Annotated in this window: 18 protein-coding genes; 14 read left to right on the forward strand and 4 right to left on the reverse strand. The window is 64.3% G+C overall.

The window, feature by feature from the left end; genetic code table 11:
- Nucleotides 1–57 precede the first annotated feature (57 nt).
- Together AP428_RS35500 and AP428_RS36785 are read right to left on the reverse strand one after the other, a co-directional pair.
- A complete protein-coding gene (locus AP428_RS35500; RefSeq protein WP_197285604.1) occupies nt 58–747 on the reverse strand; it encodes a hypothetical protein in 690 nt (229 codons plus the stop codon).
- A 569-nt stretch (nt 748–1,316) separates the two neighbouring features.
- The gene (locus AP428_RS36785; protein ID WP_027811879.1) at nt 1,317–1,538 is read right to left on the reverse strand and encodes a hypothetical protein; all 222 of its coding nucleotides are present in this window, start codon (nt 1,536–1,538) and stop codon (nt 1,317–1,319) included.
- A 358-nt stretch (nt 1,539–1,896) separates the two neighbouring features.
- Between AP428_RS36785 and AP428_RS19890 the strand changes: the two genes are divergently transcribed.
- Nucleotides 1,897–2,574 carry a hypothetical protein gene (locus AP428_RS19890; RefSeq protein ID WP_012339913.1) on the forward strand — a complete coding sequence of 226 codons (678 nt, stop codon included), beginning with the start codon at nt 1,897–1,899 and terminating at the stop codon, nt 2,572–2,574.
- 19 nt (nt 2,575–2,593) lie between these two features.
- On the opposite strand, the gene AP428_RS19895 is transcribed toward AP428_RS19890, so the two are convergent.
- Nucleotides 2,594–3,820, reverse strand: a complete 1,227-nt coding sequence (locus AP428_RS19895) for an acyltransferase (RefSeq protein ID WP_012339914.1) — start codon at nt 3,818–3,820, stop codon at nt 2,594–2,596.
- Nucleotides 3,821–4,310: 490 nt separating this feature from the next.
- Between AP428_RS19895 and AP428_RS19900 the strand changes: the two genes are divergently transcribed.
- From AP428_RS19900 to AP428_RS36790, 12 genes are all read left to right on the forward strand, one after another.
- Nucleotides 4,311–4,547 carry a DNA-binding protein gene (locus AP428_RS19900; protein WP_011547638.1) on the forward strand — a complete coding sequence of 79 codons (237 nt, stop codon included), beginning with the start codon at nt 4,311–4,313 and terminating at the stop codon, nt 4,545–4,547.
- On the forward strand, nt 4,534–4,950 hold the full coding sequence (locus AP428_RS19905; protein ID WP_027807311.1) for a type II toxin-antitoxin system VapC family toxin: 417 nt from the start codon (nt 4,534–4,536) through the stop codon (nt 4,948–4,950). Before AP428_RS19900 ends, AP428_RS19905 begins: the two co-directional genes overlap by 14 nt.
- 413 nt (nt 4,951–5,363) lie before the next feature.
- Nucleotides 5,364–5,567, forward strand: coding sequence for a cold-shock protein (locus tag AP428_RS19910; RefSeq protein WP_006483056.1), 204 nt, complete (start codon nt 5,364–5,366; stop codon nt 5,565–5,567).
- 466 nt (nt 5,568–6,033) lie between these two features.
- Complete coding sequence (infA, locus tag AP428_RS19915; protein WP_006483034.1) at nt 6,034–6,297, forward strand: translation initiation factor IF-1; 264 nt, start codon at nt 6,034–6,036, stop codon at nt 6,295–6,297.
- A 569-nt stretch (nt 6,298–6,866) separates the two neighbouring features.
- A complete protein-coding gene (locus tag AP428_RS19920; protein WP_011547640.1) occupies nt 6,867–8,114 on the forward strand; it encodes an alkaline phosphatase family protein in 1,248 nt (415 codons plus the stop codon).
- Entirely contained in the window at nt 8,111–8,359 is a 249-nt protein-coding gene (locus AP428_RS19925; protein WP_011547641.1) for a hypothetical protein, read from the forward strand. The genes AP428_RS19920 and AP428_RS19925 overlap by 4 nt, the downstream gene beginning before the upstream one ends.
- Before the next feature lie 449 nt (nt 8,360–8,808).
- Nucleotides 8,809–9,057, forward strand: coding sequence for a hypothetical protein (locus tag AP428_RS19930; RefSeq protein ID WP_006478971.1), 249 nt, complete (start codon nt 8,809–8,811; stop codon nt 9,055–9,057).
- 211 nt (nt 9,058–9,268) lie between these two features.
- Nucleotides 9,269–9,568: a hypothetical protein gene (locus AP428_RS19935; protein WP_011547642.1), complete on the forward strand. Its 300-nt coding sequence runs from the start codon at nt 9,269–9,271 to the stop codon at nt 9,566–9,568.
- Between the two features lie 167 nt (nt 9,569–9,735).
- Entirely contained in the window at nt 9,736–10,380 is a 645-nt protein-coding gene (locus AP428_RS19940; protein ID WP_011694752.1) for a DUF1326 domain-containing protein, read from the forward strand.
- The gene (locus tag AP428_RS19945; RefSeq protein ID WP_011547644.1) at nt 10,377–11,168 is read left to right on the forward strand and encodes a DUF2182 domain-containing protein; all 792 of its coding nucleotides are present in this window, start codon (nt 10,377–10,379) and stop codon (nt 11,166–11,168) included. The genes AP428_RS19940 and AP428_RS19945 overlap by 4 nt, the downstream gene beginning before the upstream one ends.
- A 53-nt stretch (nt 11,169–11,221) precedes the next feature.
- Nucleotides 11,222–11,569: a copper-binding protein gene (locus tag AP428_RS19950; protein ID WP_011547645.1), complete on the forward strand. Its 348-nt coding sequence runs from the start codon at nt 11,222–11,224 to the stop codon at nt 11,567–11,569.
- Nucleotides 11,570–11,833: 264 nt separating this feature from the next.
- Nucleotides 11,834–13,195: a collagen-like triple helix repeat-containing protein gene (locus AP428_RS36790; protein WP_156349338.1), complete on the forward strand. Its 1,362-nt coding sequence runs from the start codon at nt 11,834–11,836 to the stop codon at nt 13,193–13,195.
- A gap of 113 nt (nt 13,196–13,308) precedes the next feature.
- Here AP428_RS36790 and AP428_RS19960 read toward each other — a convergent pair whose 3' ends face one another.
- The gene (locus tag AP428_RS19960; RefSeq protein ID WP_012339921.1) at nt 13,309–13,770 is read right to left on the reverse strand and encodes an Lrp/AsnC family transcriptional regulator; all 462 of its coding nucleotides are present in this window, start codon (nt 13,768–13,770) and stop codon (nt 13,309–13,311) included.
- A 116-nt stretch (nt 13,771–13,886) separates the two neighbouring features.
- Here AP428_RS19960 and AP428_RS19965 point away from each other — a divergent pair, with 116 nt between their 5' ends.
- Nucleotides 13,887–14,519, forward strand: coding sequence for a LysE family translocator (locus AP428_RS19965; protein WP_011547648.1), 633 nt, complete (start codon nt 13,887–13,889; stop codon nt 14,517–14,519).
- Nucleotides 14,520–14,537 lie beyond the last annotated feature (18 nt).

The raw sequence follows: 14,537 nt of genomic DNA on the forward strand, positions 1-14,537 counted from the left end.
TAGTAAGCACGAAAAAGCCCACTCAGGCGAGCGGGCTTCGGATTCACTTAGGGTGCGTCAGTTGTCTTGAGCAGTGACATCACCAGTTTGTGCAATCTTTGCCAGTATGCGTTTCTGGTATGCATACCACGATGTCAGACATTCCTTGTCGCGACAATTTTTTTCTCGGAAATTCCACTGTTTGCGCGTTCGCTCAACAAACGCAGTTTTGTCGATGACGGCATCTTTGGCTTGTTGGTAAGTCGTTGCGAGATCCCGGTCCGCAGCGGCAAGATCTGCATCGTGACAGATCAAAAATTCGGGAATGGACTTCGCTTTGGTGCAGTCGAAGCTCGTTTGTTGCAGCGGGGATGTCGTCGCATCGCTTGCGGGCTGGTTGGCGGGCGATTGAGCCACGGGCAAAGTCGATGGGGTCAACGCGGACGTACGTTGACCATAGGGAGTCAGTTGTTCGGACATCGCGTCTTCGATCATCGCGCCGATAAGCGAATTAGGTACAACGCGCAGTGTTTCAGTTTTCAGAATCGAGTCGCCTGCCATGGTTTGCGATTTGGCGAAATTGCACGGAGCTTGGCACGTGATGCGGTTCGAAATATTTGGGTTGTCCTCGTCGACCAGCAGCAGAATATAACTACCGTCCCTCACGCCGACATAGCGCATCATGACAAGCGCCTTTGTCGCTTTTCCCGCTCTCACGTCGTCTTCACTGAGCGCGGGCTCGTAACCATACGTGCCGTCCTGACTCATCGCGTAATGGTGTGAAGGGGGTGGAGGCGCAGGCGCGACGACTACTGGCGGTGACGGTTGTTGTGCCGGGGTGCTGTCGCTAGACGCGCTGGGACTCGCCGCGGACGATTGAATGTTGTCCGACTGTTTCGAATTACAACCTGCTACCACGGTTGCAGCCAACAAAAGAAGTGCAAATCGATTCACAATTTCCCCCGCTATTCGATTGGTCTAATTAATTGCCGCTGGCATCCCCGAATTACTAGAGACTCGCTGCCTCGCCAGCGGTTTTCTAGCGGTCAGGCTGTTTGCCAAATCGGCTTGCTCTTGGTCGACGGATTGTACCAAGACACCCCGGCTCACGTGTCGCCACGGGGAGTTCGTAAATCCGTGCATCGTGATTCGGTTTGCTTTACGGTGGAGCACGCAATGAGACACGGAAATTGCACTCGTCAATAAGGTTAAAAGTGCCGCTGTCCGGTCATCTAGTAATCGATGTGCCCGTCGGTCCATTGCCGTCGTTTCGAATCATGTATTGATCCATCGACGGACAAGATGCTTGCGCACGCATCGGTATTCACCCTGTCTCGTTACGCGGGATAGCGCATCGGCGTCGCGTGCGACCGGTACGAGGTCGCACTTTTGCAACGCTTTTTCAACGTATCCATCGGCGCACGCTTGATCGCAACGGCGACCGCCCTGCGCTGACGGCCGTCCAGCCTCTTTCCACCTGCATTCTGCGATCGACGCCAGATGCCGACGATCGCGTGTTTCGGCGTCGCGTGCCGAATACGGATACGTTCCTGAAACATTTCCCGTCGATTGCGATTCCCGCCACGACCCGTCCCGACGGATGGCGCTTTTTCCGCCTCGGTCAGCGCCGCATGGCACGCGCTTTGCGGTTCACCCGATGCCGCCGGCGCAGACGAATTTCGCCAGAACGATCCGCGCCTCCGCGGCATGTAACGACATCGAAACAAACGGGGAATCGGATCGGGTCGCGCGCGCCGTGTGCCACGGTGCATGCGCAGCGCATGTCGTATCGGTCATGCGCACCGCGCAACGCGTCCCCGGTCCGTCGAACAGCAAGCGTGCTTGCAAGGTGTCGTGCCGGGGTTCGCATCGCGCATCGCGACGAAGGTCGCATGTACGTGGCGTCGCGCCCGGCACATGTCGGGGGAGGCGCCCGTGAAAACGATAGTGAATCAATGGGCAGCGGTCGCGGTGGTGTTCGCCGCGAGCGCGCACGCGCAGGAAATCTACCTGCAGGGCGGCACGCAGGGCGTCGGCATCGGAGCGGCCGTGAGCTTCAATTCGATGCTGGGCGCGCACGCGGATTTCAACGCGATCAATCTGACGCATGATTTCACGGTGGCCGGCAACCGCTATCAGGACGACCTGAAGCTGCGCCAGGGCGGCATCTATGCCGACATCTTCCCGTGGCGAGGCAGCGGCTTCCGCGCGACGCTGGGGCTGCGCTTCAACGACGACGAACTTCACGGCGTGTCGGTGCCGACCAACGGAACCTACGTGTTCGGCGGCAAGCGCTATCCGGCGCTGCCGGGTATGTATGCGGTCGCGGAAGCGCGCTATCCGACCGTGATGCCGTATGTCGGAATCGGCTACGGACATCGACCGGCGTCGAAAGGGCTCGGGTTCGTCGCCGATATCGGCGTCGCGTACGGGATGCCGAAATGTTCGTACACGCTGTCGCCGGAACTCGCCGCGGCGGCCGGACCGGCGAAGAGCCAGGTACTGGTCGCAAGCGGGCTCGATTCGCTGCGGCAAATGATGTCGCGCTATCGGTGGTATCCGGTCCTGCAGATCGGCATCTCGTATCGCTTCTGAGCCTTGAACCGAAGGTGGGTCACAGCGTGACGGTTTGGCGCTCGCGAGCGGGCTCGGCCGCTCGGCGTGCCGGGCGTGCGTCGTTGCGTCTTGCGATGAACGGATGCTCGACGTAGCGGTAAGTCAGCAGCGCGCACAAGACGGCAACCAGCGCGCACGCCAGCGCGAGCGCCCAGATGCCTGAATCGCCGACGGAATTGATCGGGAAAACGAACTTGTCGACTGCGTGGACGATCATGTACACGATCACCATGTGGATCATGTAGATGCTGAAGCTGGCGGTGCCGAGCAACGCGAGCGGCCGGGTTCTCAGTACACCGTAGAACGTATTCCCGCATGCAATGCAGAGAAACACCGGAAGCAGCGGCAGCGCGCCTTCGATCGAATAGCGTTCGGTCGGGGACGGAGACAGCGCGAGAATCAGCAGCGCGACGGTCGCCGCCGGTTTCGTGGCGAGCCGCGCGCAGATCGCGGGGTGCCGCGACACCTCGTAGGCCACGGCGCCGAACGCGAACAGCAGTGCCATGCCGCCGGGCGGCCCGAACAACGCGGCACAGGCCGAGACGATCGCGAGCGCGAGCAGCTTGCGCCACGCACGTGTGGCGACGAACCACGCGAGAAAGGGGACGGCGACGTAGAACCGCCATTCGTACGCGAGGGTCCACCAGACGCCGCTCAGATAGGGCGTCCGCTCCGCTCCGTTGATCGGGAACGCGCCGAACCAGCCGAGCGAAACGGCCTTGAGCAGGTCGGCCAGCAACTGCGTTGGTGCGCCGACGGCGTTGCCGGGAAACCAGTAAAGCGTGCAGGCGACGATGACGGCCGCGTAGAACAGATAGAGCGGCGCGAGGCGTCGCACGCGCCCGACGAAGAAGGTCCGCACGTCGAGCGTGCCTCTGCATGCGCGTTCCCAGAACAGCAGCCCGGTGACCATGAAGAACATCGCGACCGGAATCGTCCCGAGATTGCGCAGGAAATCGGTGCCGGCCCCCCAGACGCCGGTCGACAGCAACGCCTGGTTGCACGCGAAGTGATGGAAGACCACGGAGGTGGCGAGGATGCCGCGGAAACCGTCGAGATTGCGATAGCGCATCGACAGCGACTTGTCGACGGCCGACCGATAGAACGGCACGTGTCGGGCGACGAGCCACGCGATGATCGCCACGGCCGCAAGGCATGCCGGGAAGTAGAGTTTGTCGGGTGTCGGGGAGAACAGGGTTTGCAGAGCTGGCGTAACAAAGTCCACTGAAGAGCGTCTCGTGTCTTGGATCGGGATTTCAGGCACGGATGGTCCGCGTCGATGCAAGGTCTTCTGCGCGCTTCGCACGGCGTTCGATCGCCGGTCTTGTGATTCGATGGTATCAAACGATCGCGACGGCCGCGGCCCGGTGTGCAACACGATGTTTCAGCGTGAATCGGTGCGATGTCCGTGCTCGCAGCCCATGTCGCCAACGGCGCCTGCGCCGCAAATCCCGTTCCTCGCCGGCCGGACATGCGTCGTGATCGATGCGCTCGACTGGCCATCCGGCCGGCTTCCCCATCGTCCCGCGCCGGCTTACCTTGAGCGACAGCAGTTCGATGCGTCGGGCCAGCGGCGGGACGGGGATGGATTCATGCCGTCCGCTGCGGCTGGCTCACGCCGACTCCAGGGTCCGTCCGGTCACGAAGATGATAGCAATGCTTGCAATTTGCCTTCGTGATGCTATCATTGATAGCAAATCTGGATGGAGGTACTCATGGCAAATCTTCTGGTGCGTAACGTGGATGACACTATCGTTCAAAGCCTGCGTGAGCAGGCGGCGGCCAATGGCAGGAGCGCCGAGGCCGAACATCGAGCCATTCTGGCCGAAGCGCTCGGCCGGCCGAAGCGGCGGACATTTGCTCAAGTGCTGCTGAGCATGCCGGAGGTGGGCGAGGACGCGGATTTCCAACGTGTTCAGGATTCAGGCGAGGTCAGGCGTGTTTTTGATTGATACGAACGTCATCAGCGAAATCAGGAAGGGCAGGCGAACCAATCGCGGCGTGCGGGCGTTCTTCAGGCAGGCCGAAGCCGACGCGAGCCCGCTTTACCTGTCCGTCGTGACGGTGGCCGAGTTGCGGCGCGGCGTCGACCTGATCCGTCATCGCGGCGATCATAGCCAGGCGTCGGCGCTCGAGGCCTGGATCGCGATGATCCTGTCGGGCTATGCGCCGAACATCCTGCCGGTCGATATCGAGACCAGCCAGATGTGGGGGCATTTGCGGGTGCCCGATCCGACGCACGAACTCGACAAGCTGATCGCGGCCACCGCGCTGATCAACGATCTGACGGTCGTCACGCGCAACGTCGACGATTTCGCTCGCACTGGCGTCCGGTTGCTGAATCCGTTCGACTAGCGGCGCGGCAGCGGCTGGCCATCGCGCGAGGTCAGGGGAGGCAGGTTGGCGAGCGACGTATGGCTCCCGTAGGCAACTCGGCGCGACCGCCACAATTCATGCTCGGTACCGAATGCATCAGAGCCGCAGTAAAAACGCGCAAGCCGGCGGAAAATCAGGGGCATATCGAGACAGGCTCCATTGGCCGGCAACACTTGCCGCAGAAGGCGCAGGAGCATTTGCGCTTGTGCGCCGCATCAAAATAACTTGACGAAACGGCCGCTACCGCGTAGTGTCCGAGACCGAAGTCGTCAAGAAGTTCGATTGCTCATCATTGGCCGCACACCGTGCGGCAGTCGTTGGTCTCTCCCTCTTTGATTCTTTCTGTGCCCGTCGCGGGCGCATGTTCAATTATTTGTATTAAGGAAGTATTTGTGGATACCGGTACCGTCAAGTGGTTCAACGAAACCAAGGGCTTTGGTTTCATTTCCCCGGACAACGGCGGCGACGATCTGTTCGCCCATTTCTCGGAAATTCGCGGCACGGGCTTCAAGACCCTGGCCGAAGGCCAGAAGGTCAGCTTCGAAGTGAAGCGTGGCCCGAAGGGTCTGCAAGCGTCGAACATCACGCCGCAGTAAGCCGCATCGGCATCGGTCGCCAAGCGGCGGCCGCTGCCGGATGGAGTATCGCGCGGGGCGCCGCTTCACGGCGGCCGGCGCGTTCCGATGCGCACGACCGATGCATCGCGACATTCACGATGCATCGGTCGTGACGCCTCCCTCATCGCATGCCTGAACCGCATGCGACGCAACGCCCTCGTGACACGCACGTCGTTTCGCGAGCGCATCACCGCTTCAACGCATCAACCCGAGCAGACCGCCGCCATGCTTCAGCTGGCGCGGTCCCGACTTGCGCGGCGCTGCTGGCGCCGCAGCCACTGACCGCCCGAACGCCGCAACGCGCCGGGCTCCGATCGCAAGACAGGCCCGAGGCCCGTCTGAACGAACCGATCCCGGCTGCCTGCCGGCCGCCGTCCCGTTTGCGGGAGCCGGCGCCGGGCAGTCGCCGCGGCCGCGGTCAATCACCTTGTCTGGAGGAATTGGTTTGGCAAAAGAAGAACTGCTGGAACTGGACGGAATCGTCGACGAAGTGCTGCCGGACAGCAAATATCGTGTCACGCTGGAAAACGGCGTCGTGGTTGGCGCGTACGCGTCGGGCCGCATGCGCAAGAACCACATCCGCATTCTCGCGGGCGATCGCGTGACGCTGGAACTGTCGGTGTACGACCTCACCAAGGGCCGCATCAACTTCCGGCACAAGGACGCGAATTCCCCGCGTCCGCCGCGAAGCGGGCAGCCGCGCCGCTAAGCGGCCACGACCGGTGCGCCTCAGCGCGTACCGATCGACACCTGTCCGGCCCATGGCCGGACGAACCGATGAGCCGGCGCATGGTGTGTCGTTCATCGGTCGCCGGCGGCGCCATCGCGCCGCGGCGGCTTCTTCTGCTTCTCCCGCCTTTACCGGCGCCGCGCGGGTACCACGCTGAGGCGGCCGCGTCCTGCGAAAAATCCTCGATCACCATCGCGAAATACGACAGGCATTCCTGCGTCGGGTAGTGCCCGCAATTCGGTATCGTCACAAGCCGCGCGTTCGGATGTCATGCGCTCGCGGTTTTGCCGCAACTTGGCATTGGCCCAGCGCGCCGACAGGCCCCGTCACGAGCCGCACACGCGGCGAAGCGCATCGTCGTCCGCACCGGCCAGCGACTGAGCGCATGCGCTACGACGCCGTCAGCCTGCGGCTTTACGCACGAGCTGGCGCGGCCGTACACTCGTCGGCAATTCACGGCCCGTGCGTGGTTTTCAATCCATTCAGTGCTTTCAGCGGGCCAACGGTCGTGCCAGCCCGACGTTCGTCGCGCGACGCCAGGAGGCGCCATGAGTGCAGACGCAGCCCCCGCATCCTCGCCGGTTCAGGATCGCATCCAGCACGTGTTCGTGCTGATGCTCGAGAACCGTTCGTTCGATCACCTGTTCGCGCTGTCGGGCATCGCCGACATCGTCGCCGCGTCGCCCGGCAACAGCAACGCGTACGGCGGCACGGTCTATCCGTTCGGCGGCGGCGCGCCTGACCGGATGCCGACCGATCCGTGCCACGAATTCACCGACGTGCTCGAACAGCTCTGCGGCGCGGGCAGGCCGTTCGTGAAAGGGCAGCCCTATCCGAACATCGACAACTCGGGGTTCGTGTCGAACTACGCGACGTCGCATTCCGAGGGCGCACCGCCGCAGCCGGCCGACGCGGCCAAGATCATGCAGGGCGTTGATGCCGCGGCGCAAGTCCCGTCGTTGTACGCGCTCGCGAATGCGTTCGTGCTGTGCGACGCGTGGCATGCGTCGATGCCGGGGCCGACCTGGCCGAACCGCTTTTTCCTGCATGGCGCGTCGTCGGCCGGGCTCGACCATTCGCCGACCAAGGAGGAAATGGCCGGATGGGATACGCTCGACGGCTTCCACTATCCGAAGGGTTCGATCTTCGATTCGCTCGGCGACGACAACTGGCGCATCTACCAGGACCAGTCCGGCGACCCGCTCGGCCACGTGCCGCAGGTCGCATCGCTGAAGGGCATCAGCTTCTTCGACGTCGATGATCTCGCGCATTTCGAAGCCGATCTCGCGGCCGGCTACACCGCGCGCTACACGTTCATCGAGCCTGGTTATGGCGACATCGTGCACGGCACTTACCGGAACGGCAGCTCGCAGCACCCGATGGACGGGCTGGCCGGCGGCGACCAGCTTGCCGCGCGCGTGTACAACGCGATCCGCAACTCGCCGGTATGGAACAGCAGCCTGTTCGTGATCCTCTACGACGAGCACGGCGGCTTCTACGATTCGGTCAGGCCGGGCGTCGCGCCGCCGCCCAACGATGGCGCACCCGCGACGCTGAACGCGAGCGGCTTCGGCTTCGACGTGTACGGCGTGCGGGTGCCGGCGATCGTGATTTCGCCGTGGGTCGCGGCCGGGCAGGTCGATCACACGCCGTATGACCACGCGTCGGTGGCCGCGACGCTCGAGCGGCTGTTCGGCCTCGCACCGCTGACCGACCGCGATCGTCTCGCCAACGACCTGCTCGCGCTCGTCACGGCGACGTGCCGGACGGATTGTCCGCAAAGGATTGGAACATGAGTACCGCCCCGACTCCGGACCCGCGTGATGCGCTGCCCGTACGCGACGGCACGAGCCTGATCGCTTATCTGCACATCCTGAGGAAAGCGCATGCGGCGCTCGTCGGCCAGGACAGGGCGCATCAGCGCTTCAGCGAGATCGTCACACGCGGGCAGGCGCGGCAGTACATCGAGGAACTGATGCCGGTGCTGTTGCACAAGCGCGCCGAGCATCGGGCGCGCAAGCATGGCGGGAAGCATCGCTGAATGAAGGGGCGCCGTGCATGCCTGGCACGGATGGGGCGCGTCATGCCGCCCGCCGCACGCTGACTGCCGATACCACTGCGCCCGTCAATTGAACCGCCGCGCCGGCGAACATCGCCACGCGCAGGCCGACGGCGCGTGCGGCGATCAGCACCGACACCGACGTACCGCGCGGCGTGCTGCTTGCGCGGGCATGCCGGCACGTGTCGTGAGGCAACCGAGCGACGCGACGTATGCCGTGCGTGCGCGGCGATGTCGCGAATCCGCTCGCCGCTGTCGGGATCGACGATCAGTGCGATCGTGTCTTGTTTCGTCATGGTGGTCCGCGTTGCCGCTGCGAGATCGATGTCCTTTTACGCGTGCCGGTCGATCGGCTCGATACCGGATCGATTGCGTCACGCATCGCCATTGGCTTAAGATCGCCGGGAGATCATCCCACGCCTTCAGCGTCAATGAAAAAGAGCATAAGCCTGCGGGTCGCCGTCATCGCTTCGGCCGTTGCCGTGTACAGCGTCTACATGCACATCCAGCAACTGATCAGCGGCTGCATGTGGGTCAGGGGCCATCAGCGCTGCAGTTTCGAAAACAGTACGAATTTCCAGGGACTGATGGATCTGGACCTGATGATCACCTGTTGCTGGGTCGCCGCGGCGGTGGTCGGATGGATTTCCGTTGCGCAGGGCACGAAAAAGCCGGGTTGACGGCGTCACGCGCGTCCTCTTGGACGAGTACGACATGACCGCTCGATCAGGCTGACTCTGTCAATCCGTGACAACGCGCATTCGCTGAGGAGCGGAGACGATGCGCTCGATGCATTCGCGCCCGAATGCCCGACTTCGTTGCCGGCGGACGAGATGATGTTGATCTTCGGCGAGAGGCGTTGCATCGCGCGCCGCGCGAAGGGAGGTTCCCGTGCAATTTCCGACAGGATCGGTGGTCGCGCTCAGTTCGGCCGCGGCGACGATGTTCTCGATGGGCATGCTGTTTCTCGGCTACTGGGGGTTGCACGAGGCGCTGCCTTGGCGATTCGGCGACTACGTCGTGATCGTGCCGGCGCTGGCGGGGTTCGCATGCCTGGCCAGCGTGCCGTTTCTCGCGACGTCGCCGATGAAAACACCTGACGACGAATCGCGAATGTTCGTCGCACGGCGCGTGTTTCTGTGCGGTGCAGGCGCGGTGTGGTGTGCGATCGTCGCATCGCTGATCGTGTGAGAACACGCTGGCGGGACGGTTTCGGGAACAGCCCCGGGAACGCATCCCGAAACGTCTTACGTGAGGCCGCAACGCGCGGTTTTCACGCCGCCATTCCCGCTTTGCTTTCCCTCACCCCGTGCACTAGATTCGAAGCGTTCGTCCGTTTCAGCGCGCGAGGTGGAGCCATGACGCCGTGGGAAATTCAGGGAACCGAAATGATCAGCTGCAATTGCTCATACGGTTGCCCTTGTCAGTTCAATGCGCTGCCGACCAACGGCAACTGCGAAGCGATGGGGGCGATTTCGATCGACAGCGGCCACTACGGCGACGTGGTGCTCGACGGCGTCAGGATCGCGGTGGTGTTCCAGTGGCCGGGCGCCGTGCACGAAGGCAAGGGAAAGTGCCAGCCGATCGTCGACGAGCGTGCCAGTCCGGCGCAGCGCGATGCCGTGCTGAAGATCATGACCGGTCAGGACACCGATCCATTCGCGACGATGTTCTCGGTGTATGCGTCGACGCTCGAGCACGCGTTCGATCCGATCTTCACGAAGATCGATTTCGACGTCGATGTCGATGCGCGGCGCGGCCGGATTCACGTCGACGGTGTGTTCGATGCGGCCGGCGAACCCATCCGCAATCCGGTGACGGGGGCCGAGCATCGCGTGCGGATCGACCTGCCGCACGGTTTCGAATACGAGCTGGCCGAGATCGGTTCGGGCACGGGGCGCTCGCAGGGCAACATCGCGCTGAATCTCGACGGAACCTATGCGCAGTTCGCGCGGCTGCATCTGAACAATCACGGGCTGATCCGGCATCGCGCCGCGGCATGACGCCGTTCGACTCCTGGTTCGCGCGCGAGCGGGCCGTCACGCTGCTCGGCATGGCCGCGCTCGTGGGGCTGTGCTGGTTCTATCTGTGGACGGGTGCGGGAACTGGCATGTCGGCGCGGGAGATGACGACCGTCGCGCTGTTTCCGCATCGGCTGGCGGACGGCATGGGCAGCATGGACCCGTCTCTGCCGACCGTGATCGCGATGTGGTGGGTGATGATGATCGCGATGATGACGCCCGGCGCGGCGCCGCTCGTGATGCTGTACCGGCGCGTGCTGCGGCAGCACGGCGACGGGGCGGCGGGATCGGCGTTCACGTCGGTCGCGCTGCTGGCCGGCTATCTGACGACATGGCTGGCGTTCTCGATCGGCGCGGCGTTGCTTCAGGCGCTGCTGCAGCCGGCCGGGCTGATCTCCGCGATGATGCTGTGGTCGAAGAGTGCGCTTCTTTCCGCGATCGTGCTGGCGCTGGCCGGACTCTACCAATTCTCGCCGCTGAAACGTGCGTGCCTGCGGCAATGCCGTGCGCCGGCGGCATTCCTGGTCGCGCACTGGCGTCCGGGCGTTGCCGGCAGTTTCCTGCTGGGTGCGCGGCACGGCATGGTTTGCGTGGGCTGCTGCTGGTTGCTGATGGCGCTGCTGTTCGTCGGCGGCGTGATGAACGTCGTATGGATCGTCGCGTTGTCGCTGTTCGTGTTCGTGGAAAAGGTGCTGCCCGGCGGCGACCGTATCGGCCGTGTGCTGGGTGCCGTGCTGATCGCATGGGCCGGTGTGACGTTGATCGTGTGATGCGTAGCGCCGACTGGCGGGGGAAACGCGCCGGGCCCGACGGGAGACGCTCGATGAAAACCTGTTTTCACGCCGTCGTCGTGTCGTGCGCGACGGCGATCGTTGCGACGTCGACGCTCGCGAGTGGCGACATGTCCGGCATGAGGTCAGCCGACACGACCATGTCGGTGCCGGATACGAAGCTGACCGATGCCGAAGTCAAGGAAATCGACGCCGGCCGCCAGCTCGTGACGCTGAAGCACGGCGCCCTCGACAACATCGGAATGCCGCCGATGACGATGGCGTTCAAGGCCGGCGACGCGGCGATGATCCCGTCGCTGCATGTGGGCGACAGGGTCCGGGTTCGAGTGGAAAACGTCAACGGCACACTGACGATCGTGAAACTGGTGAAGCGACCGTGACGACTATGTGGCCCGTGTACGGATGGACGACGTCGGTTTTTCCTGGTTCGTGCTACGTAACGCAGGGCCGGTGTTACGTCGGCGTTATCGGAATGCCAGGGCGGACCGCGCCGCGAGGCACGATCCGCACGTGATGCGCCATGCCGCGCAGTGCGGCGCGGACGGCTATCGCAGGGTGATTGTGAAATTGTGAAGGAGGCCGTTGGAAATGGCACGGTAGATGCTTGTTGGGGTGATCGCGCTGAATAGCGAACGGGGGCTTCCATGCAAGATCACTTCATCAAGGCGAACGTTGCGTTCGCCGCCATTGCCGCGGCGTGCGCGCTCGCGGCATGCGGCGGCGGCGACATTACGGCACCGACGCTGGCCGGTAACAACATCGGGACGAGTACGAGCGGGACGAACGGGACCAGCGGTACTAGTGGCGCGAGTGGATCAAGTGGCACGAGTGGAAGCAGCGGCACGAGTGGATCAAGTGGCACGAGCGGTACCAGCGGAACTAGCGGAACTAGCGGAACTAGCGGAACTAGCGGAACTAGCGGAACTAGCGGAACTAGCGGAACTAGCGGAACTAGCGGAACTAGCGGAACTAGCGGAACTAGCGGAACTAGCGGAACTAGCGGAACTAGCGGAACTAGCGGAACTAGCGGAACTAGCGGAACTAGCGGAACTAGCGGAACTAGCGGAACCAGCGGAACCAGCGGAACCAGTGGCACGAGTGGAACCAGCGGCACAGGCGGCACGAGCGGAACCAGCGGCACACCCGGCACCAACGGCATCATCAGTTCCGTCGGCGCAGTCGTGCTGGCTGCGGGCGCGACGCTCGGCGACGTGACGCTGCCGGGCGTCGGCAAGGCGGTGACGGCCGGGCCGGCCGACACGGTCACCGGCGTCGGCACGATCATCCGCGATACGACGAACGCCGTGAGCAACGGTATCGGTCAGATCGGCTTTACGCCGAACCCGGTCGGCAGGACGGTAACGGGCCTTGGCACCCTCGTCGGCTCGACCAGCAACCCGGTCAACGGCCTCAGCGAAACGGTGAAGGCGCTCGGCTCTGGCCCGCTGTCACCGCTCGCGCCGATCACGACGCCCGTCGGTGGCCTGCTCGACACGGTGGCCGGCGGCCTGAAGTCGGGCGGCACCATGCTCGGCGCGACTCTCGCGTCGGCCCCGGTCCAGCAGGCGACGCAGGCGATCAGCACCGCGATCACGCCGCTCGTGACGACGGCGGGCCAGCTCACGCAGCAGGTCGGCACCGCAACCGGCCTCGGGCAGCCGGTCGCGGGCCTGCTCGGGCAGGTCGGCGGCGCGATCACGTCGGCCGGATGGAAGGTGACGTCCACGTCGCCGCAGCCGATCGTCGGCGCGGTCGGCGGCCTCGTTCGGGCAGTCGGCAACACGGTGACCAATGCGGGCGGTCTCGTGAACCCGAGCGGCCCGAACGGTGCGGTGCCGGTTGCCGGTCTGGTGACGAGCGTGGTCGGCGGCATCCCGGCGACCGTGCACGATGGCTCGGCGACCGGTACGAGCGGGGGCGGCTCGCCGCTGGGCGGTCTCGCCAATCCGCTTGCGCCGGTGACGTCGCTGGTGGGTGGCCTGCTCGGCGGTGCGGTCGGCAAATAGTCAGCCCGTACCGATCGTCATGCGAGGGGAACGCGATGCATGACGGGGGCCGGCGACCATCGGTCGTCGCCGGTTCGGCCGGTCGCGTGGGACGGTCCCGAAACCGCGGCCCGCTATCGACGCGTGTCGCCGGGCTTCGACGGCGGCCGCGCCATCCCGCGCGCCGGCAACGGCGTCGACATCACGATCGACGTGCGCGTTTCGCCGTACAGGTTGACCCGTTCGATCAGTTGTTCGAGATGGGCCATGCTGACGGCGACGAACCGCATCACGTACGAATCCGCGCCCGTCACGTGATGGCATTCGACGACTTCGGGAATCGTCTCCAGCAGCTTGAGGAACTTCGCTTTCGCCGGTTGCGGCACCGTGATGCCGATCAGCGCGCTCACTGGATAGCCGGCCGCGGACGGATTGATCCGGGCGGTGTAGCCGTCGATCACACCGGCCGCTTCAAGACGCTTCACGCGCTCCGTCACCGCCGGCACCGACAGGTGAACCTGGCGCGCGAGCTCCGTATAGCTGATGCGCCCGTTGTCCTGCAACAGCGCCAGCACCTTCCAGTCCAGATCGTCCATTGCGGTTGGAGTTTTTAAGGGAGAGTGGCCATTTTTCCTTAAAAACCGCATTCAGCGGGGGCCGGACTTTCCCTACGATGCCTGTTCGAGCCACTGGATGTTGCAAGGAGCAGGCGATGTTGTTCATCAAATCCGTCGTGATGGGGCTGTCGATCGCGGTGCCGGTCGGCCCGATCGGCATGCTGTGCATTCAGCGCAGCCTGAGCCGCGGCTTCCAGGCGGGCTTCGCGACGGGCATCGGCGCCGCGTGCGCCGATGCGATTTACGGCCTGCTCGGCGCGCTGGGTGTCGCGGGCATCGTCACCGCGTTCCCGATGCTGACCGTCGGCCTGAAAATCGGCGGCGGCGCGTTTCTCGTCTGGCTCGCATGGACCATCGCACGCCAGGCGCCGGCCGCGCCGGCGGGGCAACGCGACCTGCCGCGGTCGACCGTCCTGCGCGATTTCCTGACGACGTTCGGCCTCACGCTGTCGAACCCGATGACGATCGTGTCGTTCGTCGGGATCTTCGCGGCGCTCGGCCCGTTGCCGAGGGCGCGGGAAGGCGCGATGTGGGCGACCGTGGGGTGGATGGTGGCCGGCGTGTTCGTCGGTTCGGCCACGTGGTGGCTGTGCCTGAGCGGCGCGAGCGCCGCGCTGCGCACGAAGCTGTCGTTCGCGTTCATGCACGCGCTGTCGCGCGGGTCGGCGGCCGTCGTCGCGGTATTCGGCGCGATCCAGCTGGTCGCGGGCGTGCGCGGGTTGATCTAGGCGCGCGTGCCGGTGGGG

The sequence above is a fragment of the Burkholderia sp. E168m22 genome (genome assembly GCF_001319805.1).
Taxonomy (GTDB): Bacteria; Pseudomonadota; Gammaproteobacteria; order Burkholderiales; family Burkholderiaceae; genus Burkholderia; species Burkholderia orbicola.

What these genes read in the sequence shown, in the direction of transcription:
- AP428_RS35500 (WP_197285604.1), bottom strand. Translation starts at nt 747, where the DNA reads ATGAGTCAGGACGGCACGTATGGTTACGAGCCCGCGCTCAGTGAAGAC.
- AP428_RS36785 (WP_027811879.1), bottom strand. Translation starts at nt 1,538, where the DNA reads ATGTTTCAGGAACGTATCCGTATTCGGCACGCGACGCCGAAACACGCG.
- AP428_RS19890 (WP_012339913.1), top strand. Translation starts at nt 1,897, where the DNA reads ATGTCGGGGGAGGCGCCCGTGAAAACGATAGTGAATCAATGGGCAGCG.
- AP428_RS19900 (WP_011547638.1), top strand. Translation starts at nt 4,311, where the DNA reads ATGGCAAATCTTCTGGTGCGTAACGTGGATGACACTATCGTTCAAAGC.
- AP428_RS19920 (WP_011547640.1), top strand. Translation starts at nt 6,867, where the DNA reads ATGAGTGCAGACGCAGCCCCCGCATCCTCGCCGGTTCAGGATCGCATC.
- AP428_RS19925 (WP_011547641.1), top strand. Translation starts at nt 8,111, where the DNA reads ATGAGTACCGCCCCGACTCCGGACCCGCGTGATGCGCTGCCCGTACGC.
- AP428_RS19930 (WP_006478971.1), top strand. Translation starts at nt 8,809, where the DNA reads ATGAAAAAGAGCATAAGCCTGCGGGTCGCCGTCATCGCTTCGGCCGTT.
- AP428_RS19940 (WP_011694752.1), top strand. Translation starts at nt 9,736, where the DNA reads ATGACGCCGTGGGAAATTCAGGGAACCGAAATGATCAGCTGCAATTGC.
- AP428_RS19945 (WP_011547644.1), top strand. Translation starts at nt 10,377, where the DNA reads ATGACGCCGTTCGACTCCTGGTTCGCGCGCGAGCGGGCCGTCACGCTG.
- AP428_RS19950 (WP_011547645.1), top strand. Translation starts at nt 11,222, where the DNA reads ATGAAAACCTGTTTTCACGCCGTCGTCGTGTCGTGCGCGACGGCGATC.
- AP428_RS36790 (WP_156349338.1), top strand. Translation starts at nt 11,834, where the DNA reads ATGCAAGATCACTTCATCAAGGCGAACGTTGCGTTCGCCGCCATTGCC.
- AP428_RS19960 (WP_012339921.1), bottom strand. Translation starts at nt 13,770, where the DNA reads ATGGACGATCTGGACTGGAAGGTGCTGGCGCTGTTGCAGGACAACGGG.
- AP428_RS19965 (WP_011547648.1), top strand. Translation starts at nt 13,887, where the DNA reads ATGTTGTTCATCAAATCCGTCGTGATGGGGCTGTCGATCGCGGTGCCG.